We start from the raw sequence: 25,506 nt of genomic DNA on the forward strand, positions 1-25,506 counted from the left end.
TTGGGGGAAAAGTAATGAATGAAAGAGTAATAAATGAAAGAGTGAAAGAAGTAGCGCTTGTCGTAATAGGATCATTATTGTTTGCGATTGGGATTAACTTTTTTGCTATTCCAAATCGGTTATCTGAAGGTGGAGTTATTGGGCTTACAGTTATTACATATTATTTGTTTGAATGGTCACCAGGTACTGTAAACCTTTTAATAAATGCAGTATTACTTGCAATTGGGTATAAGTTTTTTGATAGAAAGACAATGGTGTATACAATACTTGGTATTGTCTCTTCATCTTTCTTTTTATATATCACAGAAGATATAGCGACTCCGGTAAATCATGATACATTGTTAGCAGCTCTATTTGCGGGTGTTTTCGTTGGTGTTGGTTTAGGATTTATGTTCCGTGCAGGTGGTACATCAGGTGGATCTGCAATCATAGCACAATTAGCAAACCAATATTTAGGTTGGAGTGTTGGAAAAGGTGTATTAATTATTGATATCGTCGTTATTGCAGGTTCAGTATTTATTATTGGGCAGGAAAAAGCGATGTATACGCTGGTAGCGGTATTTATCGGTGCAAAGGTTATTGATTTTATTGTAGAAGGATTGAATACAAAGACTGCTGTAACAATTATTTCAAACTATCCAGACATGATCAGAGAATCCATTATGAAGAGTATGACACGAGGTGTAACAGTGCTAGATGGGAAAGGTGGTTACACAGGAAATAACAAAGAAGTATTATATGTTGTCATCAATAAACAAGAGCTCATTCAATTAAAGAAAGTCGTGAGCCAAAAAGATGAAAATGCATTCGTTGTCATTCACGATGTACGTGATGTATTAGGTGGTGGTTTTAAAGCGAGTTAAAAAAGCTGGTCTTCAAATTTTGAGGACCAGCTTTTTGTTTAAGGAGGTAAAAAAATAATCATTAGTTTATAGTTTTAAGAAACAACGTCATAACAAATACGATAAAAAAAACGAAACACTATAATATATAAGGGTTTCGTTTTATTTTGAGTATCGTTTGAATGCAGCATAATCTATGCTGTTGTATTCATTGGTTCAATGTCAAAAGAAATTTCTTTAGCTGCTTCTAAAGCTATTCTTTTAGCTTCTTGTTTAGAAAATGATGCTGCTAAAACGTAGCCGCACCGATCCCCCATTGATTTAGGAGGTTTTAGGATACTTCCCTTTTTAGGTTTTATATATACTTCTTCTACACCAGGATATTTAGAGCTACGCTTTTTTCCTGTAACTCGAATTAATTTCCCTCTATAAGCGACTGTTAAGTAGTGCGTATACACATATTTATAATGTTTTTTATTCAGTGAAGGTTTATTTCCTAACATTAACTGAATCGTTTCCTGTACTAAGTTGATTCCATGTCCAACTTCAATCATACGATTCATAGCTCCGCCTGATATCCTTGGGTTTATCTCAATTAACTTCCAAATACCATTTACTCTGCGGAGCTCCAGATGACAAGCACCATTTTTTATATCAAAAGCATGTACAACAGAATGAATAGCGTTAAGAAGACTATAATGTAGTTTAGTGTCTAATTGTCCTAACAAAGAATAACCAGTGACGATAAAACGTTCAAAAAATGTAATTTCTTGTTCAATCACTGCAATAATATGAACCTTTTTATTGTGAACTAAAACTTCAACTAAGTACTGAGGTCCATCTACATATTCTTCAAGTAGAATTTCTTCATTAGGTCGTTTTTTTAAAAGGGTTTGCATAGATGAAATTAATTGATCTCTATCCTTTGCCAACAATACATCTTTTGATCCTGCTGATTCAGGGGATTTAACGACAAGAGGAAATTTCATCTCTACAGTTTTAAGAAAAGATGATAAGGATTCTGTTGGTTTGTAAATTAAATAATTGAGTGAAATCGGTAAATTCTTAAGCACGTTACGGGTCAATATTTTATTTTCCATATGATAAATTGCGTCAGTAGATACCATACTTTTACAGAACTTCTCAGACAAACATGCAGCGACATAAACAAAATAATCAATAAAACTAAAAATTCCTTTTATATTTTTCCCTGTTTTTTTTAGATTGTGGATTACTGTAATTAAATTATCATAATCATTTATATCGGTAAATATCATCTGATGTACATCCGGAAATTCACTTCGTTCTTCAAGAAATCTTTTTTGGTCTGTTAACAAAACCGTAAAGAAATTAAGTTTCTCTGCTGCTTTAATTGCTTCCCTACTCGATCCAGATTTATTTGTTTCAATAAAAACAATAGTATTCATAATCTTACCCCACCCTATCTTTACTTGTTTTTATAAAATAAGCTCTGTTATCTATATAAATAGAATATAAAAATGGGACAAAGGTTGTTCTTAATCTTTTGAAAAATGGTTAAATATGGAAAGGATATGAATATATATAAGTTGAATTTGATCTGTATGTTGAAAAAGAACTTTAGAAAGAGGGGAAGGGAACCAATATGACTATAATTGGTATGCTTCATCATCGAGAAGATCCAAGAAACGTAAGGAGAGCATATGCTTGTGCCGCTGTAGCAAAAGCTGAAGGTGTCAACTTCTTTTACTTTACCCCAGGGAAAGTAAAAATAGAAAATCAAACGATTTTAGGAAAAATCTATGAAAACGGCGAGTGGATTGAAAAAGAATTTTCTTTTCCCGATGTCATTTATAATGCAAGCGCTCCTGTTAGTGATAAAACTGAGAAAATCTTTGATTATCTATACGATAGGATTCCATTCACAAGTCATTCGATTGGAGATAAATTAAGTGTATATAACAGAATTAAAAAAGCAAAAGAGTTTGAACAATATCTTATTCCTTTTTATGAATTAACTGATGCTAGCAAGTTTTTTGACATGATTAAGCGCTATAAAAAAGTTATTATCAAACCGATGTCTGGGCATCAAGGTGGGGGCATCGTTTTTATTGAAAAATATGGGGTAGAGCATTACAAAATGAATGAGGCAGGGCAAGTCTCATCTATTAATGAAAAACAATTGTTAGACTTTATATCTCATAAAATACAAGAACAAGATTACCTAGTTCAACAATTTATTTCATGTCAAATGAAAACTGGTCATGTTTATGATTTCAGGCTGCATGTTCAAAGAAACGGAGAAGGAAAATGGGTCATTACTTCAATTTTTCCAAGGATAGGTCCATTGGGAAGCATTGTATCAAATATGGGTAGTGGTGGTTATAGCACGTATCTAGAAATTTTTTTAAAAACAGAGTTTGATGACAACTGGTACAATATTCAAAGGTATTTGGAGCGGTTTGCAGTAAGCTTTGTTAACCATTTTGATTCTTTATATGACAGTGTATCATTTGATGAATTAGGAATTGATGTTGGAATTGATGAGGACCAAAAATTGTGGCTGTTTGAAGTGAATTGGAGACCAGGTGCACCTAATATATTTAATCTTGAATTAGATGTAGTTAGAAACACGATTTACTATGCAAGATATTTAGCCAATAAATACAAACAAAATAGAGGATAAAAATAAGGGAAACGATAGGGTGATGCTTTTAAAAAAATCAATATTAGTGAAGAGATGATTGAGAATGTACTCCATGGAAATCTATACAGTGGGATTGCAACGTATCCCAATCGTTTATTTGCTACTGGCTTTTTTGATAATATGGTATTGAACAGTATTGGAGTCCCTATTCAAAACAATGATCAACGATATACACTATTTTTTTGTTAATAACTGTATAAAATTTCCGATTAATTGTTAAAAAGTTAGGAACTTCAACCACTATGGTAACTATTAATTGTCTTTATTATTATAAGATCAATGCAATTTTGATCATTTTTTATTTTTTTGTTTTTAAGGAAAAATATATATAAATAGGGGGCATGCAAAAACAAATTTTAGGGTAGAGTTGAAATAAAGTTAATATGCTTAAAATAAAGCCCCGGTGTTTGTAAAAAAGTTGCATGGTTTCATCCCTTTAGGTTCGAATACCTAAAGGGATGTTTTTATATCTAAGGGAAAAGGAACGGGTTCTCCGCAAAAGATGGTTTATTTGCATGGTTTTTCTTTGGATCTCCCGCACCCTATATGAATTCCATATCTTTATTAAATCTATGGTTTATATAGTCTCCTATTGTGAAGGTGTGAAGGTTAAGCGTATAATATTATAGGTCTAAAAAATATAAGATAAATTGTGAATGATAAAAATGATAGATATTTTTCATCACTTATAAAACAGAGATAAAATGAAAGTAGCATTGGAATTTAGATAGGGAGTTATAAAATGAAATTAATCATAGCCGAGAAACCAGATCAAGGTTTGGCCCTTGTTTCTCAATTTAAATATCGCCGAAAAGACGGCTATTTAGAAGTAGAAGCAAATGAGTTATTTCCAAATGGAGCTTACTGTACATGGGCAATTGGTCATTTGACGCAGTTATGTAATCCGGAACATTATCACGCTGAGTGGAAAAAGTGGTCACTCGATACATTACCAATGATTCCGGAACGTTTTCAATTTGAAGTTACAAAATCAAAGTATAAGCAATTTAATGTTGTGAAACAGCTGTTACATAATCCGCAAGTGACGGGAATTATTCATGCAGGCGATGCGGGGCGTGAAGGGGAATTAATTGTACGAAATATTATCAATCTTTGTAACGTGCAAAAACCGATGAAACGTCTATGGATCTCCTCCTTAACGAAGCAAGCGATTTATCAAGGATTTAAAAATTTACTTGATGAAGCAGATACAATCAATACGTACTATGAAGCATACACACGATCATGTGCCGACTGGGTGGTCGGGATGAATGCATCGCGTGTCTTTAGTATTTTGCTAAAGAAAAAAGGAATGAATGATGTGTTTTCGGCTGGTCGTGTACAAACGCCGACATTAGCTTTAATTGTGAAACGTGAAAAAGAAATAGAAAACTTTAAATCAGAGCCGTTTTGGGAAGTGTTTGCAACTTTTAATATAGAAGGAAAGAAATATGAAGGGAAATGGGAGAAAGATAATGAGTCCCGTTTAAAAGACCCTGATATGGCAAATAAAATTGCAGCATTTTGCCAAAATAAACCGGCTGAAGTAAAAGAAATGAAAACGGAGCGGAAGGAGTTTCAACCACCGTTTTTATTTAACTTATCATCACTGCAAGCAACAGCGAATAAAGCATTTAAGTTTTCACCAAAAAAGACTCTTGATATTACACAAGCATTGTATCAAAAAGGTATTGTGTCTTACCCACGTTCGGATTCTAACTATGTAACACAAGGAGAAGCAGCAACGTTCCCTGACATCTTACAAAAATTAAGCCAGTTTGAAGAATATAAAGAGTTATTACCAGCGCCGATTGAGTCCATTATGAATAATAAGCGATATGTGAATGAGAAAAAGGTTACAGATCACTATGCAATTATTCCAACAGAACAAGCGACAAATCCAAATAAACTATCTGGCGATGAAAAGAAAATTTACGATATGATTGTAAGGCGTCTTATTGCGGCTCATTATGAAGTTGCGATCTTTGACTATACAACAATTACAACACTTGTTGATAGCCGTGCTGAATTTATTTCAAAAGGGAAACAGCAAATTCAAGAAGGGTGGCGCAAAGTTATTTTCCAAGATGATAAAGAAGATGAAACCATTCTTCCAATCGTAGCAGAAGGCGAGCAAGGAAAAGTTGTAAAGGTGAAAGTGAAAGAAGGAAAAACACAGCCACCAAAGCGTTATACAGAAGGGCAGCTTATTACGCTAATGAAGACAGCTGGGAAATATTTAGAAAATGAAGAGCTAGAGAAAGTATTAAAAAAGACAGAAGGGTTAGGGACAGAGGCAACCCGTGCAGGCATCATTACAATGCTGAAAGATCGTAAGTATATTGATGTGAAGAAAAATCAAGTGTATGCAACAGATAAAGGAAAAGTATTAATTACCGCAATTGGTGATAAAATTTTAGCTTCTCCAGAAATGACTGCGAAGTGGGAACAGCGTCTTGCTGAAATTGGGGAAGGCATAGCTTCTCCAGCAACCTTTATGGAACAAACGAAAAAGCTATCAGCGAAAATTATTGAAGATGCGATTGAAATGTCTGAGAAGTGGGACTTTACTGGATTACATGTTGAATCGATTGAACGTAAAGAATCGAAGTTTACAACAGGTAAAAAAGTAGGGAAATGTAAAAAATGTGATGGTGATATAATCGATAAATCAACTTTTTATGGGTGCTCGAACTATAATACAACACAATGTGATTTCACGATTTCAAAAAAAATATTAGGGAAAACAATATCGCAAAAGAATATGACTAAGTTATTAAAAGGTGAACAAACAGATTTAATTAAAGGTTTTAAGAAGAATGATAAAACTTTTGATGCGAAATTAGAGTGGAAAGAGAATAAAATCAATTTTGTGTTTGAGAAGTGAGAGTTGTCAGCTAATAAAAAAGTTCTTTACTAGGTAAAAAGGTTCTGTAGCAAGATGGAGTGCTTTTTTTCGTATATCTTGCGTCAAGACAATATAAGCCATTCAGAATAAGAATAACTATACAAAGGTTTTATTTGGGGAATTAATGTTCACGAATTAAAAAGGTATTTAACAAATAATAAAGCCATTTAAAAAATAATAAAATAGCGTTGCACGTTGATTCTAATATAAAACAACGTGTGATATGAAGTATAACTTTGCATAAAATGCAGATGTATGCTTTCTTTTTGTTGTACAAAGATATGTTTCATCAAAGTTTGCTAATTCAAATTATGATTATAAAAAAGCTGGAGGATTTTTTATAAGAAATCCTTTAGCTTAATAAATAACCGTGTATTTAAAATTAAGTTACATTTATTTTTTTATGTGAGCTAATACTTATTATTAAGTGAACTTTTATTGCGAGAATAACAAAAATAAATAATTAGTCCTACAGCTATCAAAGAACTGAGTTTGACTCATCTGTAATATCTTGTTCCTCTGGTACTTTGGGAAAGCAAACAAAGCACGGTGAAGGCTGGATACAGGAACACTTATCCCTATGTTGAAACGGATGGAGACTGCAAAGTTAATTCACCGAAAGCTCAGTAGCATGCGTTGAATTATGCTTGTCAATGCATGGCTTCGTGATTAAACGAATATATCCAAACAAGTCAGAGCATTGAGTGCCGTGACTTTTTTATCATTTTTATATTGTGTATTTTTGGATTAAACGCTATAATTATAGTGTTAAAGATGGAATCGTGATATGACCTGTTATGAATCTATCATTTTACTTATGAATAAATGGATTGGTATTTTAGCAAGATGTGCTAATAAACTACTCCACCATGATGATAGCGTACCTATTAATTCGGTGCGTATATTTTCGTGGTGGAGTTTTTTTATTCTCAAAAAGGGGGAAAGACCATGAATGACAGCATGGTTCATATTACAATTGACGGAAAAGAATATAGTGCTAAGCCCGGTTCAACTATATTAGACATCATTAATGAGAACGGGATTGAACATCCACAAATCTGTTATGTGCCTGAAGTCGATCCTATTCAAACATGTGATACTTGTATTGTAGAAGTTGATGGAAAACTGGTGCGATCCTGCTCGGCAGTAACAACGGACGGTATGAATATTGAGTCGTCCTCTATTAGTGCAAAGGCAGCACAAACCGAGGCGATGGATCGCTTATTGGAAAACCATTTACTTTACTGTACGGTCTGTGACAACAATAATGGGAACTGCAAATTGCATAATACGGCAGAGTTAATGGAAATTGAGCATCAAAAATATCCTTACGAGCCAAAAGTAGATGCAAGTGAGGTTGATATGTCTCATCCATTTTATCGCTATGATCCTAATCAGTGTATTGCGTGCGGTCAATGTGTAGAGGTGTGTCAAAACTTACAAGTAAATGAAACGTTATCTATTGATTGGGAAGCGGAACGTCCTCGTGTTATTTGGGATGATGGGGTGGATATTAACGATTCTTCATGTGTTAGCTGCGGTCAATGTGTAACTATTTGTCCTTGTAATGCTTTGATGGAAAAATCGATGCTTGGTGAAGCTGGATTTATGACTGGGCTGAAGCCGGACATACTTGAGCCAATGGTTGATCTTATAAAAGAAGTGGAACCTGGATACAGTGGTATTTTCGCTATATCAGAAGTAGAAGCTGCGATGCGTGAAACTCGTACGAAGAAAACGAAAACAGTATGTACGTTTTGTGGTGTAGGGTGCTCATTCGAAGTGTGGACGAAGGGACGTAAAATTCTTAAAGTTCAACCAACTTCTGAAGCGCCGGTTAATGCAATTTCTACTTGCGTAAAAGGAAAATTTGGTTGGGATTTTGTAAATTCTGAAGAACGACTCACTAAGCCTTTAATTCGTAAAAATGGAACATTTGTTGAATCAACTTGGGAAGAGGCACTTGAATTAGTGGCAAATAAATTAGGATCTATTAAACAAGAGTACGGCAGTGGTTCTGTAGGTTTTATTTCTTCTTCTAAAATTACGAATGAAGACAACTATGTTATTCAAAAATTAGCTCGACAAGTATTCGAAACGAACAACATTGATAACTGCTCTCGTTACTGCCAATCACCAGCAACAGATGGGTTATTCCGTACGATTGGTATGGGCGGAGATGCCGGAACGATTAAAGATATTGCACAATCAGGTCTTGTTATTATCGTTGGTTCAAATCCAACAGAAGGCCACCCAGTTTTAGCTACTCGTGTGAAACGTGCGCATAAACTGCACGGTCAAAAACTAATTGTTGCAGATCTTCGTAAAACCGAAATGGCAGAGCGTTCAGATATCTTTATTAGTCCAAAGCAAGGAACAGATCAAGTATGGTTAATGGCTGTTACGAAATATATGATTGATCAAGGTTGGCATGATCAACAGTTCATCGACGAGAATGTAAACTTCTTTGAAGACTTCAAAGATAGTCTTGCAGAATATACGCTTGAATATGCAGAAGAGATTACAGGCATTTCAAAAGAAACTCTCGTTAGAATGGCAGAAATGATTCGTGACGCAGATGGTACTTGTATTCTTTGGGGAATGGGTGTAACGCAAAATACGGGTGGTTCAGATACTTCCGCTGCGATTTCAAATTTACTTCTTGCAACAGGAAATTATCGTCGCCCAGGTGCTGGTGCATATCCGCTACGAGGTCATAACAACGTACAAGGTGCTTGTGATATGGGAACTCTCCCAGGCTGGCTTCCAGGATATCAGCACGTTACTGACGATGTAGAACGTGCGAAATTTGAAATAGCTTACGGGGTAAAAATTGATAACAAACCAGGTCTTAATAACATTGAAATGCTTCACGCAATTGAAGAAGAGAAAATGAAAGCAATGTATCTAGTTGGGGAGGATATGGCCCTTGTAGACTCTAACGCAAATCATGTACATGAAGTTTTATCAAGTCTTGAATTCTTTGTCGTTCAAGATGTTTTCCTTTCTAAAACTGCTCAATACGCCGATGTAGTGTTACCAGCAGCACCATCTCTTGAAAAAGAAGGTACTTTCACAAATACAGAGCGTCGTGTACAAAGATTATATCAAGTTCTTCCAACGCTAGGTGATGCGAAACCAGATTGGTGGATCGTACAAGCGATTGCAAATAAATTAGGCGCAAATTGGAACTATAGTCATCCAAGTGAAATCTTTGCTGAAATGGCAAGTTTATCGCCACTTTTCGCACAAGCAAACTATGAAGTACTTGAAGGCTGGAATAGTTTTCATTGGGGAAGCTTTGAAGGAACGAATACGCCGCTTCTTTTCCAAGATGGATTTAACTTCCCAGACAAAAAAGCTCGTTTTGCGCTAGCTGATTGGGTACGTCCTGCTGAATTCCCAGCGGAATATGATCTTCACATTAATAATGGTCGTATGCTTGAACATTTCCATGAAGGTAATATGACAAATAAATCAACTGGTATTCAAACGAAAGTGCCTGGTGTATTCGTTGAAGTTTCTCCAGAACTTGCAAAAGAACGTGGAGTTAAAACTGGTTCGTTAGTGCGCCTTGTTTCTCCTTTTGGAGCACTTAAATTACGTGCACTTGTAACGGATCGCGTAAAAGAAAATGAGCTTTATTTACCGATGAACTCAACTGATAAAGAATCGGCGATTAATTTCTTAACTGGTCCGGCGGTCGATCAACGTACGAATACACCTGCATATAAACAAACGAAGGTTCGTATGGAAGTGTTACAAGTAGAAGGTGAAAATCCGATGCCAAAAGCGAATCCACGTAACAAAAAGCGTCATCCTCAAAATGGGATTGAGGTAAATCGTAAGTGGGCTCGTCCAGGATACGTACATTTAACGGATAACTAGGGAGGAGAAAAGAATATGGCAGCACCTATTAAGGCGATCCAGAAGCAGGGGCTAACTGAGGAAGAACAAAAGCAACAAAAGCTAGAAGATTTAAAAGAACTTCTAGCTAATAATGAAGAAGCTTTAAATCAAATGTTTAATATTGTAGGTGAACTGAATGATATTGGGATGCTGGAAGCTGCAAATTCTATGCTTAAAGCGAAAGAACCAATTGCAAAAATTGTTTTAGGACAAGTCACTCGTGAACCAGTTACAAATTTAATTAATAATATGATGGGCGCTGCAGGAGCTTTAACAGAGCTTAATCCGGAACTTACTAAAAAGCTTGTAGGTAGTGTATTAACAGGCATGGATGAAGGTAATCAGCATCTGCAAAGTAATAAAAAAGTAGGAATACTGGACCTTATGAAGGTACTTAAGGATCCGGATATTAACCGTGCTATCGGATTCGGTCTTCATTTCTTAAAAGGTATGGGTAAAGGGTTAAAAGACGAATAGGTAAGCAACAATAATATTATTTCATATGTTGTATGCATGTTTGAAATAATTCCAAAAGATGAGCCTTTTCGTTTAATTATTTGTGTGAATAATTTAGACGAAAAGGTCATTTTGTTACAATGTTTATGATGAAGTAGTATTCGGAAAATTAATATTGATTAACTGGGAGGAATGAGAGTATGTCAAAAATGGTGCATGAATTTAATGATATGATACGAAAGCTTCGAAAAGATTTGTTCGGAAAAGGACCAGAACGAATTCATACTGTATTTGCTGAGAATATGGCTATTGCCACACTTTATGGAAATTTGACACCTACTGAGAAATTCATTTCGGGAACTATGGATGGTGCGGAAATGGTTCATATGGCTCGAACGAAAATGATTCAGGAGGTTTATGCTGTCAATTCTCGTGAACATTTGGAGGAACTTGTTGGGGCAAAATTAGTTCATCTATTTTCGGATATGAAAGTGGAAGAAGATATTGCAGTTTCAGTCTTTGTCTTTGATAAAAATATAACGTGAGAGAAGGATACTGATCGTGAAATCGATACAGGTGGAACGGGGAATTTTCCGTTATGAACAAGGGGAATTTAAACAAATAGAGGACAGCATTGTAACAGAGTTTCCAGTGACGGTTAAAATTAACGGACAGGAATTTGTTACAATGGTTAGTACTCCAGAGTATATTGAAGATATGGTAATAGGCTTTTTAGCCTCTGAAGGTATAATCCGAAAGTATGAAGATATTGATGAAATATGGGTACAGGAGAAAGAAGGATATGTACATGTAAAAACGACAAAAATCAATCCTTATTATCGTGATATCCAAAATAAACGTTATATTACTTCATGCTGTGGAATGAGTAGGCAAGGATTTGTTTTCGCAAACGATGCGCTGACTGCGAAGAAGATGAATGATATTCGCGTAAAGATCACTACTCAGGATTGTTTTCGATTAATGAATGATATGCAGCAATCTGCGGCTACTTTTCAGCATACAGGCGGCGTTCATAATGCAGCTTTATGCGATGTGAATGGGATTATTTTAAGCCGAATGGATATAGGAAGACATAATGCTTTAGATAAAATTTACGGCTATTGTTTAAAAAATAACATTTCTATTGGTGATAAAATTATTGTTTTTAGTGGCCGTATATCTTCAGAAATTCTATTGAAAGTTGCGAAAATTGGCTGTGAAATAATATTGTCAAAATCCGCTCCAACTGAGTTAGCATTGCAGCTAGCAGAAGAATTGGGGATTACTACAATAGGTTTCATTCGGAATCAATCTTTAAATGTATATACTCATCCAGAGCGGGTTGTAAATATTAAATAAAACTTGTACGGAATTATAAAATATGTAGAAGCGAGGCAATAAACATGAAATCCGTCACATTAGACAAATTGCACCGTCCTTTAAAGGATTTACGTATTTCTGTTACCGATCGCTGTAATTTTCGCTGTCGATATTGTATGCCAGAGGAAATATTTGGTCGTGATTATTCTTTTTTGTCTAATGATAAAATTTTATCTTTTGATGAAATTGAAAGGGTAGCGCGTATTTTCGTTTCTTTAGGTGTAAGAAAGTTGCGTATTACTGGGGGAGAGCCTTTACTTCGGAAAAACCTTCCTGAATTAATCGAGCGACTTAACAAGATTGATGGAGTAGAGGATATTGGTTTAACTACAAATGGATCACTACTTAAGAAGTTTGCTCCGGATTTATATAAGGCGGGTTTATCGCGTGTGACAGTTAGTTTAGATTCTTTAGACGAAGAGCGTTTCTCTTATTTAAATGGGAATAGAAGTAAAGTAAAAACGGTTCTTGCAGGAATACAGGCTGCAGCGGAAGTCGGGATGAAGATTAAAATGAACATGGTTGTTCAAAAAGGAAAAAATGAACAAGACATCGTTCAGATGGCGCAATACTTTAAAGAGAATAAGCATATTCTTCGGTTTATTGAATATATGGATGTCGGAAATTTTAACGGCTGGGAATTAGGCGAGGTAGTCTCTAAACAAGAAATATTAGAGATGATTCATAAAGTTATGCCGCTTGAACGAATTGAAGCGAACTATCCTGGTGAAGTTGCTACTCGCTATCGTTATATCGGTAGCGATGAGGAAATAGGAATTATTTCATCTGTAACAGATTCTTTTTGTTCATCATGTACAAGAGCTCGTATTTCTGCAGAAGGAAAATTATATACTTGTTTGTTTGCTTCTAAAGGAAACGATCTTAGAGAATTACTTCGCTCTGGATATACCGATGAGGAGATTACTGATGTTATTCGTGACATTTGGAATAATCGTTCAGATCGCTATTCAGATGAACGGCTAAGTAATACAAATAAAAAAGCATTGCCGAAAATTGAAATGTCGCATATTGGTGGTTGAGAAATCACTATGAAAGAAGGCTGTTCGTAGCTTCTTTTTGTTAAAGTAAGTAGTGGAAAGTGTGCAAGTTTTGCAGATTTTCTATTTTATAGTAAAAGTGATGATTGATATCTCTGTAAGAGAAATGCAGGGAGATTAAGCAGCATTCAAAAATCCTTATTATGTTAAGGGTTTTTGAAGCTGCTTTTTAATTGGAAAAATGGAGGAATTGGTTATGTCATTTCATAAACCGGAACAAATCGCTGAGCTTGTGATTGAATCCGGTGTTCAAAAGGTAAGGCAATCGCTATCCGCAATGCTTATTCTTGGATTTTTAGGAGGAGCATTCATTTCGTTAGGATTTTTGCTTAATATTCGCGTTCTAGGCAATGTACCTCAGCAATGGGGAAGTTTAGTAAATTTTATAGGAGGAGCGGTTTTTCCTATAGGTCTTATGCTCGTAGTCTTAGCAGGAGGAGAATTAATTACGGGAAACATGATGTCACTGTCCATGGCACTTTATGCACGAAAAATTTCATTGAAAAATGTGTTGAATAACTGGGTTTGGATAACTTTAACTAACTTTGTCGGTGCACTTTTCGTAGCTTATTGTTTCGGCCACCTTGGCGGGCTAACAGAGGGGACGTATTTAAATAAAACGATCGCGATAGCTCAAGATAAGTTACATGAATCGTTTGGGAGAACGTTAATTTTAGCAATTGGTTGTAACTGGCTCGTTTGCCTTGCGATTTGGTTAGCTTATGGAACGAACGATTTGATTGGAAAGATTGTTGGAATTTGGATTCCGATTATGGCCTTTGTAGTAATTGGATTTCAGCAAGTAGTGGCAAATATGTTTGTTATTTCAGCAGTTATTTTTGCTGGTCATCTTACGTGGATGGATCTTGCTAAAAACTTTGTTCCTGTCTTTATCGGAAATGTAATTGGTGGAGCTGGATTTGTTGGGTTTGCTTATTTTTCTTGTTATCAGAAACAAAGTGCTACAGAGAAAGATGTATTGAGAAAATGATCGAATATGAAGCATGTTTTTTTAATTAAATGATGAGTATGTACATGAAAGGAAGGCTATCTAATGATAGAGCGGTATTCACGTCAACAGTTGTTCACTCCTATTGGAAGTAAAGGACAAGGGAAGATTAGAAATAAGCATGTGTTGATTGTGGGGGCAGGTGCATTAGGAAGTGCAAGTGCAGAGGCGTTTGTACGTGCAGGTATTGGAAAATTAACGATTATTGATCGTGATTATGTAGAGTGGAGTAATTTACAACGGCAACAGCTTTATGCTGAACAAGATGCGATAGAACAATTGCCAAAAGCAATCGCAGCACAGAATCGTCTAAAACAAATCAATTCAGAAGTACAAATTGATGCTTTCGTGATGGATGCAAGAGTAGAAAATATGGAAGCTTTATTAGATGATGTCGATGTCATCATCGATGCAACAGATAATTTTGATATTCGATTTATAATAAATGATCTATCACAAAAATATGATATTCCGTGGATTTATGGTTCTTGTGTTGGGGGGTATGGCATGAGCTATACGATTATTCCGAAGAAAACACCGTGCTTACATTGTGTACTAAAAAGTGTTCCTGTTACAGGAGCGACATGTGACACGGTTGGAATTATTAGTCCGGCTGTCCAAATCGTCGCAGCATATCAAGTGGCAGAAGCATTCAAAATTTTAGTGGAAGATTACTCAGCAATTAGAAAAACCTTTTTAATGTTTGATATATGGAGTAATCAACACCATTCTATCAGACTAGAAAAAATAAAAACAGACAATTGTCCTTCGTGCGGAACGCATAGAATTTATCCTTATTTATCTTATGAAAATCAAACGAAGACAGCTGTTTTATGCGGAAGAAATACGGTTCAAATTAGACCGGCGCATAATAGTCATTACAACTTTGAAGATTTAGAAAAAGTATTAAGAAAACACGGGAAAGTAGATCGAAATCCGTATTTGCTATCTTGCCAACTAGAAGGTTATCGGATGGTCATTTTTCAAGATGGTCGTGTATTTATTCATGGAACGAATGAAATTCAAAAAGCGAAACAAATATACTATCGGTTATTAGGTTAATAGAAAGGGCTGGTAATGATGGAAATAAGAGTGCCGATTACAGTTGAAGAGGCCGTCCGTAAAGTGATGGAATATGCCAATTGTGGTTTGAAAGAACTAGTACCACTGGAATTAGCATACGGACGTACATTAGCAGAAGATTTAGTAGCGGATCATGATGTTCCGTCCTTCAATCGCTCGCCATATGATGGATTTGCTATTAGGGCAGAAGATACTGCCTGGGCAAGTTATGAGAATCCAATTTTGTTCGAAATAATTGGTGAAATTGGGGCAGGTTCTATATTTCCTCAAGAGGTAGGTCAATTTCAAGCGGTTCGAATTATGACGGGGGCACAAATTCCAAAAGGAAGTAACGCAGTTGTGAAGCTAGAACTGACTCGTCAATATGAGGATGTCGGTAAAGCCTATGTGGAAGTGAAACGCTCATTCAAAAAAGGAGAAAATATTTCCTTTCAAGGTGAAGATACACATAAAGGGACAATTCTTGCGAAGAGAGGTTCTTGCATTAATCCAGGTATTTCAGCTCTCCTTGCTACATTTGGTTACAGCGAAGTGCCAGTTGCAAAAAAGCCTGTAGTTGGAGTATTGGCGACTGGGAGTGAGCTTCTTGATGTAAATGAATTACTACAACCTGGAAAAATTCGAAATAGTAATACGTACATGATATTGTCCCAAATTCGAAGAGCAGGGGGAAGAGTGAAATACTTTGGTAAGTTTAGTGACGATTTTGATACGTGCCACGCAGCCGTAAAAGAAACGTTAAGTCAAGTGGATATGTTAATCACAACAGGTGGTGTTTCGGTAGGGGATTATGATTATTTGCCAGCTATATACGAAAAATTAGGGGCATCGGTTCTTTTTAACAAAGTTGCAATGCGGCCAGGTAGCGTCACGACCGTAGCACAATTAAATAAAAAACTATTATTTGGGTTATCAGGTAATCCTTCTGCTTGTTATGTAGGCTTTGAGTTATTCGTAAGACCTAGCATTCGTACCTATATGTTTAGTGAAAAGCCACATTTAAAAAAAGAAAAAGCATTACTAGGAGAAGATTTTTTAAAATCTAATCCATTTACAAGATTTGTACGAGCAAAGTTAAAATATAACGAAGGACAAGTAATCGCCTATCCATCAGGATTTGATAAGTCTAGTGCAGTTTCTTCATTAGCAGAATCAAACGCTTTTATCGTACTCCCAGGCGGGACAAGAGGATATAAAAAAGGGATGTTCGTAGATGTTCTCCTATTAGAAGATAATCAAGGAAGTGAATGGCCTTGGAGCAATATTATTCCATCCTATAAAGTGAAACTTTAATCAGTGGGGGATGGCCCCCCACTGATTATTAGTTGAACCAATCAGGCTTTTACGGGCAGTTGATCTCCCACCTAACCTTTTTGTTTTCGCTGAGTTTTGAGGTGGAGTCTTACTGCACGCAAATAGCGGGATAAATAATAGAGCTTTAAAACAAGAGGAGGATCATGTTGATGGGACAAGTATTATTTGAAATTGTAGATACTCCTATTTTAGTCGAAGAAGTAACGAATAAGGTAGCAAGAAGTGAAGCAGGTGCCATTACAACTTTTATTGGAACAGTAAGAGAATTGACAAAGGGAAAAAGAACTTTGCATTTAGAGTATGAAGCGTATAAACCAATGGCAATAAAAATGCTTACTCAAATTGGTGAAGAAATTAAGAAGAGTTGGCCGGGTGCAAAGATAGCAATTACACATCGAGTGGGACGACTAGAAATAATGGATATTGCAGTTGTAATTGCAGTGTCGTCGCCGCATCGTAAAGTTGCCTATGAAGCGAATGAATACGCAATTGAACGCATAAAACAAATCGTCCCAATTTGGAAAAAAGAATTTTGGGAAGATGGAACAAAGTGGATTGGAGATCAGCTTGAAAATACACCGTACCCGGAAGGGGAACCAAAGAAGGAAGAGTGAGAAGATGATTACAATTTTACTGTTCGCAAATTTGCGAGAGGAAGTCGGCTCAGACCAATTAGTAATAATAGAAAAACAAAAGATTAGTGTTCATCAATTAAAAGAATGGCTTAAAGATAGTTATCATTTACAATCGTTGGATAGAGTCATGGTGGCTATCAACGAAGAATTTGTAACTGACGAACATATTGTAAAATCCGGAGATAACGTTGCGTTTATCCCACCTGTAAGTGGAGGATAATGTTGTTTGTACTAAAAATTATCAAATAAAAATGAAAAGGACTGAGATTTATGCTTACTCATGAACAAATTATGAAAGTTCTAAGCCATGTTCAGGATCCAGAGTTGCACAAAAGTATCGTGGAATTAAACATGGTAAGAAATATTCAAATTGATGGCACACATATTTACCTTGAAGTTATTTTAACGATTCAAGGTTGTCCATTAAAGGCAAAAATTCAACAAGATATTGAAGACTCTCTTCGGAACATTGGAGCCTCTAAGGTTTCTTTGACTTTCGGCTCTATGACACCGGAAGAACGGGCTGCATTAACAGAAACTTTAAAGAAAAATTCTAGAACGGAAACCGGCATGCCTAGTATATTGCGACCAGATTCAGGTGTACGTTTTATTGCTGTGACAAGTGGAAAAGGTGGAGTCGGAAAATCAACTGTGACGATTAACCTTGCTACTGCTTTAGCCCGTATGGGGAAAAAGGTTGGGATTTTAGATGCAGATATATATGGATTCAGTATCCCTGCTATGATGGAAGCTAATCAAAAGCCAATAATGATAGATCAGACAGCGATTCCGGTCGTTAGCCACGACGTTAAAATTATGTCAATGGGATTTTTTACAGAGGGTAATAACCCAGTTATGTGGCGAGGGCCAATGTTAAACAAATGGATTCAAAATTTCATTGCCAATACTCATTGGGGAGAATTAGATTATCTTCTTCTTGATTTGCCTCCTGGCACAGGAGATGTCGCGATTGATGTGGCTGCGATGATTCCTCATGCGAAGGAAATTATAGTTACGACTCCTCATAGTGTAGCTTCGTTTGTTGCTTCCAGAGTAGGGGTAATGGCAAAGCATACAAAACACGATATTTTAGGTATCGTTGAGAATATGGCATATTATGAGGAACAAGATGGTTCAAGGAATTATCTCTTTGGGAAGGGTGGCGGCGAAATGTTAGCAGAACAACTGCAAACAGAAGTGATGGCACAAATACCTTTTGCAAAGCCTGAAGAAAATAAAGGTTCGTCCGTATATGACGAAGATTCGCTTGTTGGAGAGATGTTTACATCTTTAGCTCAAGATCTTGTCTACAAATGGAAATTAAATATCAACATAGTAAAAGAACGGAACTTTTAAAAGAGAGGGATATAAGGAGGGATTTTAATAGAATGTGTAATATAGATCATTCTTTTGAAGATGTAATCAATAAACTTGAAACGCAGCAATGTTTTTTATCCGAATTTTTGGTTAAAGACTTACATGAATTTCTAAAAAGCAATCATTCACAGAAAATATTAAATGAAATATTTCACCTTTTAAAAAAGTACGACCTAGCAGCTAAAGAAGAACGGGAGAAAAGAAATGAAAAATTAATGTTACTTATAAGTTAATTAATAGAATTTACAGCAGTATTTAACTTGTGTTTTCTTTAGTTAGCTTTTCGGAAAGGGTGAATCTTATGGATATCAAAAAGTAAAAGATAAAAAAATTTTTTACTAAATGAGTTATTATAAAATGCATGAAAAAAGCATGACAGCGAAATGTCATGCTTTTCTTGTTAGGCAACAAATGAGGGTAGAAGAAACGTGGCAAAGTCAAATTTGAATATATACTGTCCTCATTTCAAAACTTCACATCATTAAGGATGCGAGGTTTTTTCGTTTGAAATATTTCACTCAGAGGGAATTATAAATGAGAATAGACGCAATGATTTAAAAGAAAATAATGGATAAATTGTTTGTCTCAATTCCTATCAAACTAATACTAAAAACCTTATCGAATTAAAATAAGGAACTTTGTTCTGGTACAAAAAACAGTTAGGTTTTTAAAGTTTCAAAATTTATATTGAAACTTGTAAGTTTTAGAAGTATCATATACATATTCAAACATTTGAAGATGTATATGATGATTTTTCAAATTAAGGATAAATAACGGAGGCGTTTGAATGGGAAACGAAATGCAACAATTTAAAGCTGATTTTTTTAAAGCCTTATCACATCCTTTGCGAATAGGTATTCTTGAATTATTATCAGAGGGCGAAAAAAGCGTAAATGAAATGCAAACGATTCTTAATAAAGAAGGTTCAGCTGTTTCTCAACAACTTAGTGTACTACGCTCAAAGAACATTGTTGTTGGTACGAAAGATGGAAAACGAGTTTTATATTCCTTGCGAGATCCTATGATTGTGGATTTACTGGTAGTTGCTAAGAAAATTTTTAACAACCATTTAATCGATACAATTTCAATGTTAGAAGAGTTGGATGAAACAGAACGTGAAGTGATGAGTAAGGAGGATTAGATTGAGTATTGAAGTTAAGAAAGAGGATATTATTCAATACGGAATGGAACTATTTCGCTCAATAGGAGCTCATCACGTTTGTAAAGTTTGTATTGAAAGTGGGAATTCTTGTTGTTTTTTATGCGAACATTTGCAAGAAGGAGTAGGATGTCAAAAGAGAAATACAGCTTGCACAGCTTGGCTATGTGGGATGCAATGTTTTTTATTTGATCAAATCGGAATATTGGACGAATGGAATCGTTTCTGGAATGAAGTTCCAGGACAAATGTTTCGTAGAGATATTACCCCAGATATAGTAAAGGTTACATCGTTTATAGATATGAAAAAATTAAATAATCGAGATGGATTACTTTTAGCAGAAAGGTTAAAATCCTACATGCAAGAAGGTGGAGACATAGGGAAATTAGAACGACATTTAAGCAAAACGTATAGCCAATACTAGGCTGATATTTTCTTGTAACGAGATAAAGAACTCTTGTACAAAAGTATGAAACATACATTTAGGATTCAAATTTATCAAAAGAAAATATTCTTTCAGAAGAAATTAGATTTATTAAAAATAGAAAAGAAGGGTTTGTAATGAAAGGGTTATTTACAGGAAGATTTGAAGGATATTCATTGGGACATTTTCAAAAGGATCTTCTTTCTGGAATGATTGTAGGAGTTGTCGCGATTCCACTTGCAATGTCTTTTGCTATAGCCTCTGGTGTTAAGCCGGAGTATGGGATTTATACAACATGTATTGCCGGGATACTCATTTCGCTATTTGGTGGTTCAAAGTATCAAATAGGAGGACCTACAGGTGCTTTTGTTCCTATTCTTTTAGGGATTGTTATTACCTATGGGTATGAAGATTTACTACTTGCTGGTTTATTAGCTGGAATTATCTTATGTCTTATGGGGATTTTTAAGCTAGGATCTTTAATTAAGTTTATTCCGCGTCCTGTAACAATTGGCTTTACGTCAGGTATTGCTGTCATTATCTTTACAGGGCAAATTTCCAGTTTCTTAGGTTTAACGGGTATCAAAAAACATGAAGAATTTATAGCGAACTTAAAAGAAATCTTTACTCATATTGATACTACTAATTTTTACAGTGTTTTAACTGCCTTGATTTGTTTGTTCACTATACTCATAACACCAAAAATTTTTCCAAAAGTACCAGGTTCATTAGTAGGGATTATAGTTTCAACTGTAATTGCAATTATATTTTTCTCAGGGCATATACCTACTATTGGCACAGCATATGGTACGATTCCAAATACACTTCCTCATTTTGGTATACCAGAAGTTACATTAGAGCGGATACAACAGTTAATTGGTCCAGCATTTGTTATTGCAATGCTGGGTGGTATTGAATCCCTTTTATCTGCTGTCGTAGCAGATGGTATGACAAATAGTAAACACAACAGTAATAAAGAACTGTTTGGTCAGGGTATTGCTAATATTGTTACACCGTTATTTGGAGGGATTCCTGCAACTGGAGCGATTGCTCGCACAGCAACCAATATCAAAAGTGGAGCCGTATCTCCGATGTCAGGTGTGATTCATGGGGGATTTGTGTTATTTACGCTTCTATTGTTAGCTCCATATGCTTCGCATATTCCTCTTGCTAGTATGGCTCCCATTTTAATGGTAGTAGCTTGGAATATGAGTGAGCAAAAACACTTTGTTCACATACTGAAAATGAAGACAGGGGATTCCCTTGTATTACTTGTAACTTTTTTACTCACTGTATTTACTAGTTTGACAACTGCTGTGGAAATCGGTCTTATTTTAGCTATTATTTTGTTTACAAAACGTATGAGCAATATGCTCGTTATATCTAAAGTGCTTCCTGATCACACAAAAAAGAACGAAAAATTGCTACCACATGTGGTAAGTAAAGCTCATGATTGTCCGCAAATTAGTATTTATACAATAGAAGGTCCGTTATTTTTTGGTGCTGCTCAGACGTTTGAACAAAACATTTTAGCAACCATTCATTATAAACCTAAAGTTTTAATTTTACGTATGGGAAAAGTTCCTTTTATTGATACAACAGGAGAATCATACTTTAGGAATATTGTCCAGCATTTTAAAAAACAAGGTGGCGTACTTCTCATTTCGGGAGTTCAATCAGAATTAAAAACAACTCTAGACAAGAATGGATTATACGCTGAGATTGGAGAAGAAAACTTTTTTGATCATACAGGAGAAGCGATTAACTACGCTCTAGAGCATTTAAATACGAAAAAATGTATAGGGTGTAAGCATTTCGCTTTTCGTGAATGTACCGGGCTTTCTCAGTAATCCCAGGAAGGGAATACAATAAATAATAAAGCTAATGCACTAGATTTTTAAGAAGAAATGTATTATAAATCATGGATATAAAGGAGAATAAATAATGTCTGAATTTCAAGATCAAGTATTAAACATTTTAGAAGAAGTATGTGAAAATGATATCGTAAAAGATAACCCAGATGTGCAATTATTTGAAGAAGGGATTTTAGATTCTTTTGGTACGGTATCTTTATTAGTAGAATTTCAAGAACGTTTAAACATTGAAGTATCTATCTCTGATTTTGATCGCGATGAATGGGCGACACCAAACATGATTATTAACAAATTGAAAGAAATTCGATAAAAATAGAAGTTTGAGAAATGGATAAGAAACAGTTTAACTTCGTAATTGTTTTTCTTATGAAGTCGTAAAAAGGAAATTGAAAATAATTCATATATATTAGAATGATAACAAGTGGAGGAAATAAAATATGTCTAATTTACCAAATTGTCCTAAATGTAATTCGGAATACACTTATGAAGATGGGAATCTTTTCGTATGCCCAGAATGTGCTCATGAGTGGACTTTAGAATCAGAAACTGAAAATAGTGAAGATACAAAGGTAATCAAAGATGCAAATGGAAATGTACTAAACGATGGTGATTCTGTAACAGTCATCAAAGATCTTAAAGTAAAAGGAACTTCATCAGTTATAAAAATCGGTACAAAAGTAAAGAGTATCCGCTTAGTTGATGGAGATCATGATATTGATTGTAAAATTGATGGTTTTGGAGCAATGAAATTAAAATCTGAATTTGTTAAAAAGATATAAATGTTGCTTTGTAATAAAAGATAAAAAATCTTTACTACTTGGAAAACATGTTGATTTCGCTATTTATTAGTAAAGAACTGTTTATATAACGATAGAGGGAAGGTGTTGTGATGATACGCAACACCTTCTTAAATATTGATGCGGAATTATATAATAACAGGAAAATTGAGTCTCTATTAATATTTGTATATCTAAAAAAAAAAGAAAAGTTCGAAAATAGTATTGCAATATATTATCCTTGGGGCTATAATAAATGAAAAGAATACTTAACTTTTAAGTTAAATATTCAGAATCTTCAATTAGTTAAATTTGGAAATGAGATACGTTATTTTTAATGGAGGTTTTATGATGACGAACAAAGTACCATTTTCGTTCATAGTAGTTATTGGATTAATGTTGTTTGCTCTCTTTTTTGGGGCAGGAAATTTAATTTTCCCTGCGATGCTTGGACAATCAGCGGGAACGAATGTTTGGTCAGCGAATGCAGGATTTTTAGTGACTGGAGTTGGACTACCGTTACTTGGTGTATTAGCATTTGGAATTTCAGGTAAAGAGGATTTACAATCGCTGGCAAGTCGTGTTCATCCTGTTTTCGGAGTTGTGTTTACAACAGTTTTGTATTTAGCAATTGGTCCTTTGTTTGCTATACCGAGAACGGGTAATGTTTCCTTTGAAATTGGTGTTAAACCTTTTGTACCAGAAAGTTTAGGTTCTATGCCTTTAATTATTTTTACAATTATATTCTTTAGCATTACATGTTTTTTTTCGCTCAATCCTGCGAAAATTGTCGATATTGTTGGGAAAATCTTGACGCCAATCAAATTAACGTTCATTGGAATTTTAGTAATTGTTGCTTTTATTCACCCAATAGGGGATATGCAAGCACCTGTTGAAAATTATACATCTCACGCATTCTTTAAAGGTTTTCAAGAAGGATACTTAACAATGGACACGCTTGCATCTTTCGTATTTGGCATTATTATCATTAATGCTATTAAAGAAAAAGGTGCGAAGACGAAAAAACAAATTATGGTTGTTTGTGCAAAAGCAACAATTATTGCAGCAACGACATTAGCGATTATTTATACAGCGCTTTCTTATATGGGAGCTTCAAGCGTAGCGAAGCTTGGACATTTAGATAATGGAGGAGCAGTGTTAGCGAAGGTTTCAAATTACTACTTTGGTTCATATGGCGGAATACTGTTAGGATTAATGATTACAGTAGCTTGTTTAACGACTAGTGTAGGGCTTGTCTCAGCATGTTCTTCATTTTTCCATAAATTATTTCCAAAGGTATCTTACAAAAAAATCGCGATTATGTTATCTGTGTTTAGTGCAATTGTTGCGAATGTAGGATTAACACAATTAATTGCTATTTCTGTTCCTGTATTAACAGCTATATATCCATTAGCAATTGTATTAATCTTCTTAACGTTTTTACATCCATTATTTAAAGGGAGATCAGAAGTTTATCAAGCAAGCTTACTTGTAACATTTATTATAAGTTTATTTGATGGACTTGGTGTAGCTGGAGTAAATATTCAAGTAGTTAATCAGCTGTTCACTCAAATTCTTCCGATGCATGAAGTAGGGCTCGGATGGATTTTCCCAGCTATTATTGGTGGACTTATTGGATATGGGATTAGTTATTTACGAATGAAAAGTGAAATTCATTCTAACGTAGCGAGAGTAAATAAGTAGTTATATGTACCAAAAAAAGTTATAGAATTCGTTTCTATAACTTTTTTATTATTATAGGAGATGAATAGCGAGAGTTTTTATAATAATTTAGATGTATAATAAATATAGAGATCTGGATCATTCATAGATGGCAATTTGATTAGATGTCTTTTATAAAAGAAGTAAAATGAAGCTAGGAGAAACGAAATGAATAAAAAAATTGATCATATTGGTATTGCTGTTCGTGATATAGATAGTAGTATACGTTTTTATGAAAAAGTCTTATCAGGAACATTAATAGATCGTTACATAAGTGAAGCGATAGGTGTTGAGAGTGAAGTGGCTATTCTTGAAGTGAACGGAGATAGCATTGAGTTACTTGCGCCGACGAATAATACAACTTCGCCAATTGCTAGGTTTATAAAGCAAAAAGGAAAAGGTGTACATCACATTGCTTATCGTGTAGATAATTTGGATCAAGCTTTAGAAGAATTAAAACAACAAGGAATTCGAACGTTGGAGCATACACTCCGTATAAACAAGCATGGTAGAAGATTAATTTACCTCAATCCAGCAGATACAGAGGGGACAATTATCGAATATTGTGATTACCCAGAGGAACAATAATTTGTATATGAAGTGTGATAAAAGGTGTCGCGGCAGCAAGTTTAAAAGCCTGGACAATCGCGACAACACTTACTGCAGTAACGCATCGATTAGATAGAGTAGGTTGTATAATATTGATTAAAAAACAAAAAGGTGTTACGCATTGGCGTAATACCTTTTTTGTGAGGAATTACGCTGTATGAAAGTGGATTTCACACTTTCTTCACAAATGATCCACTGTTTCTTTTCGTTTTTAAAAACTTATATTTATATATTACATGTTATAATCGTAACTAACTTTCTAAAGATAAGTGATGTTTGTATAAA

At 34.9% G+C, this 25,506-nt stretch carries 23 protein-coding genes; 22 read left to right on the forward strand and 1 reads right to left on the reverse strand.

Annotation, left to right across the window (positions count from 1 at the left end; all coding sequences use genetic code 11):
- Positions 1–14: 14 nt before the first annotated feature.
- The gene (locus C564_RS0111195) at positions 15–863 is read left to right on the forward strand and encodes a YitT family protein (protein WP_003196864.1); all 849 of its coding nucleotides are present in this window, start codon (positions 15–17) and stop codon (positions 861–863) included.
- 173 nt (positions 864–1,036) lie between these two features.
- Here C564_RS0111195 and C564_RS0111200 read toward each other — a convergent pair whose 3' ends face one another.
- Complete coding sequence (locus C564_RS0111200; protein ID WP_003196866.1) at positions 1,037–2,269, reverse strand: ATP-grasp domain-containing protein; 1,233 nt, start codon at positions 2,267–2,269, stop codon at positions 1,037–1,039.
- Positions 2,270–2,466: 197 nt separating this feature from the next.
- Between C564_RS0111200 and C564_RS0111205 the strand changes: the two genes are divergently transcribed.
- The 21 genes from C564_RS0111205 (at position 2,467) to C564_RS0111315 (ending at position 25,200) form a co-directional block, all read left to right on the forward strand.
- Positions 2,467–3,507, forward strand: coding sequence for a YheC/YheD family endospore coat-associated protein (locus tag C564_RS0111205; protein ID WP_018765397.1), 1,041 nt, complete (start codon positions 2,467–2,469; stop codon positions 3,505–3,507).
- A 763-nt stretch (positions 3,508–4,270) separates the two neighbouring features.
- Positions 4,271–6,415 (forward strand): DNA topoisomerase III, encoded by a 2,145-nt coding sequence (gene topB, locus C564_RS0111210; RefSeq protein WP_003196873.1) that lies wholly within the window; start codon positions 4,271–4,273, stop codon positions 6,413–6,415.
- A gap of 969 nt (positions 6,416–7,384) precedes the next feature.
- A complete protein-coding gene (gene fdhF, locus C564_RS0111220) occupies positions 7,385–10,324 on the forward strand; it encodes a formate dehydrogenase subunit alpha (protein ID WP_018765398.1) in 2,940 nt (979 codons plus the stop codon).
- A gap of 15 nt (positions 10,325–10,339) precedes the next feature.
- Positions 10,340–10,822, forward strand: a complete 483-nt coding sequence (locus C564_RS0111225; RefSeq protein ID WP_003196878.1) for a DUF1641 domain-containing protein — start codon at positions 10,340–10,342, stop codon at positions 10,820–10,822.
- A 179-nt stretch (positions 10,823–11,001) separates the two neighbouring features.
- A complete protein-coding gene (locus tag C564_RS0111230) occupies positions 11,002–11,346 on the forward strand; it encodes a DUF2294 domain-containing protein (protein WP_000041501.1) in 345 nt (114 codons plus the stop codon).
- A gap of 16 nt (positions 11,347–11,362) precedes the next feature.
- A complete protein-coding gene (fdhD, locus tag C564_RS0111235; protein ID WP_018765399.1) occupies positions 11,363–12,160 on the forward strand; it encodes a formate dehydrogenase accessory sulfurtransferase FdhD in 798 nt (265 codons plus the stop codon).
- A gap of 44 nt (positions 12,161–12,204) precedes the next feature.
- A complete protein-coding gene (gene moaA, locus C564_RS0111240; RefSeq protein ID WP_018765400.1) occupies positions 12,205–13,221 on the forward strand; it encodes a GTP 3',8-cyclase MoaA in 1,017 nt (338 codons plus the stop codon).
- A 214-nt stretch (positions 13,222–13,435) separates the two neighbouring features.
- On the forward strand, positions 13,436–14,230 hold the full coding sequence (locus C564_RS0111245) for a formate/nitrite transporter family protein (RefSeq protein WP_018765401.1): 795 nt from the start codon (positions 13,436–13,438) through the stop codon (positions 14,228–14,230).
- 63 nt (positions 14,231–14,293) lie between these two features.
- The gene (locus C564_RS0111250; RefSeq protein WP_018765402.1) at positions 14,294–15,310 is read left to right on the forward strand and encodes a molybdopterin-synthase adenylyltransferase MoeB; all 1,017 of its coding nucleotides are present in this window, start codon (positions 14,294–14,296) and stop codon (positions 15,308–15,310) included.
- A gap of 18 nt (positions 15,311–15,328) precedes the next feature.
- Positions 15,329–16,624 (forward strand): molybdopterin molybdotransferase MoeA, encoded by a 1,296-nt coding sequence (locus C564_RS0111255; RefSeq protein ID WP_018765403.1) that lies wholly within the window; start codon positions 15,329–15,331, stop codon positions 16,622–16,624.
- Between the two features lie 170 nt (positions 16,625–16,794).
- Complete coding sequence (locus C564_RS0111260) at positions 16,795–17,259, forward strand: molybdenum cofactor biosynthesis protein MoaE (protein WP_018765404.1); 465 nt, start codon at positions 16,795–16,797, stop codon at positions 17,257–17,259.
- A gap of 4 nt (positions 17,260–17,263) precedes the next feature.
- On the forward strand, positions 17,264–17,500 hold the full coding sequence (gene moaD / locus C564_RS0111265; protein WP_018765405.1) for a molybdopterin converting factor subunit 1: 237 nt from the start codon (positions 17,264–17,266) through the stop codon (positions 17,498–17,500).
- 50 nt (positions 17,501–17,550) lie between these two features.
- Positions 17,551–18,636: a P-loop NTPase gene (locus C564_RS0111270; RefSeq protein WP_018765406.1), complete on the forward strand. Its 1,086-nt coding sequence runs from the start codon at positions 17,551–17,553 to the stop codon at positions 18,634–18,636.
- Between the two features lie 32 nt (positions 18,637–18,668).
- On the forward strand, positions 18,669–18,890 hold the full coding sequence (locus tag C564_RS0111275) for a hypothetical protein (RefSeq protein ID WP_003196897.1): 222 nt from the start codon (positions 18,669–18,671) through the stop codon (positions 18,888–18,890).
- Positions 18,891–19,444: 554 nt separating this feature from the next.
- Complete coding sequence (locus C564_RS0111280) at positions 19,445–19,798, forward strand: ArsR/SmtB family transcription factor (protein ID WP_003196899.1); 354 nt, start codon at positions 19,445–19,447, stop codon at positions 19,796–19,798.
- A 1-nt stretch (position 19,799) separates the two neighbouring features.
- A complete protein-coding gene (locus C564_RS0111285) occupies positions 19,800–20,240 on the forward strand; it encodes a hypothetical protein (protein WP_006094540.1) in 441 nt (146 codons plus the stop codon).
- A gap of 137 nt (positions 20,241–20,377) precedes the next feature.
- Positions 20,378–22,090, forward strand: coding sequence for a SulP family inorganic anion transporter (locus C564_RS33435; RefSeq protein WP_018765407.1), 1,713 nt, complete (start codon positions 20,378–20,380; stop codon positions 22,088–22,090).
- Between the two features lie 94 nt (positions 22,091–22,184).
- Entirely contained in the window at positions 22,185–22,424 is a 240-nt protein-coding gene (gene dltC, locus C564_RS0111295; protein WP_018765408.1) for a D-alanine--poly(phosphoribitol) ligase subunit DltC, read from the forward strand.
- 127 nt (positions 22,425–22,551) lie between these two features.
- Entirely contained in the window at positions 22,552–22,893 is a 342-nt protein-coding gene (locus C564_RS0111300; RefSeq protein ID WP_003196906.1) for a zinc ribbon domain-containing protein YjdM, read from the forward strand.
- 348 nt (positions 22,894–23,241) lie between these two features.
- Positions 23,242–24,594, forward strand: coding sequence for a branched-chain amino acid transport system II carrier protein (gene brnQ / locus C564_RS0111310; RefSeq protein ID WP_018765410.1), 1,353 nt, complete (start codon positions 23,242–23,244; stop codon positions 24,592–24,594).
- Positions 24,595–24,780: 186 nt separating this feature from the next.
- Positions 24,781–25,200, forward strand: coding sequence for a VOC family protein (locus C564_RS0111315; RefSeq protein WP_018765411.1), 420 nt, complete (start codon positions 24,781–24,783; stop codon positions 25,198–25,200).
- Positions 25,201–25,506: the final 306 nt, after the last annotated feature.

It is taken from the genome of Bacillus sp. 105MF (genome assembly GCF_000374885.1).
Taxonomy (GTDB): Bacteria; Bacillota; Bacilli; order Bacillales; family Bacillaceae_G; genus Bacillus_A; species Bacillus_A pseudomycoides.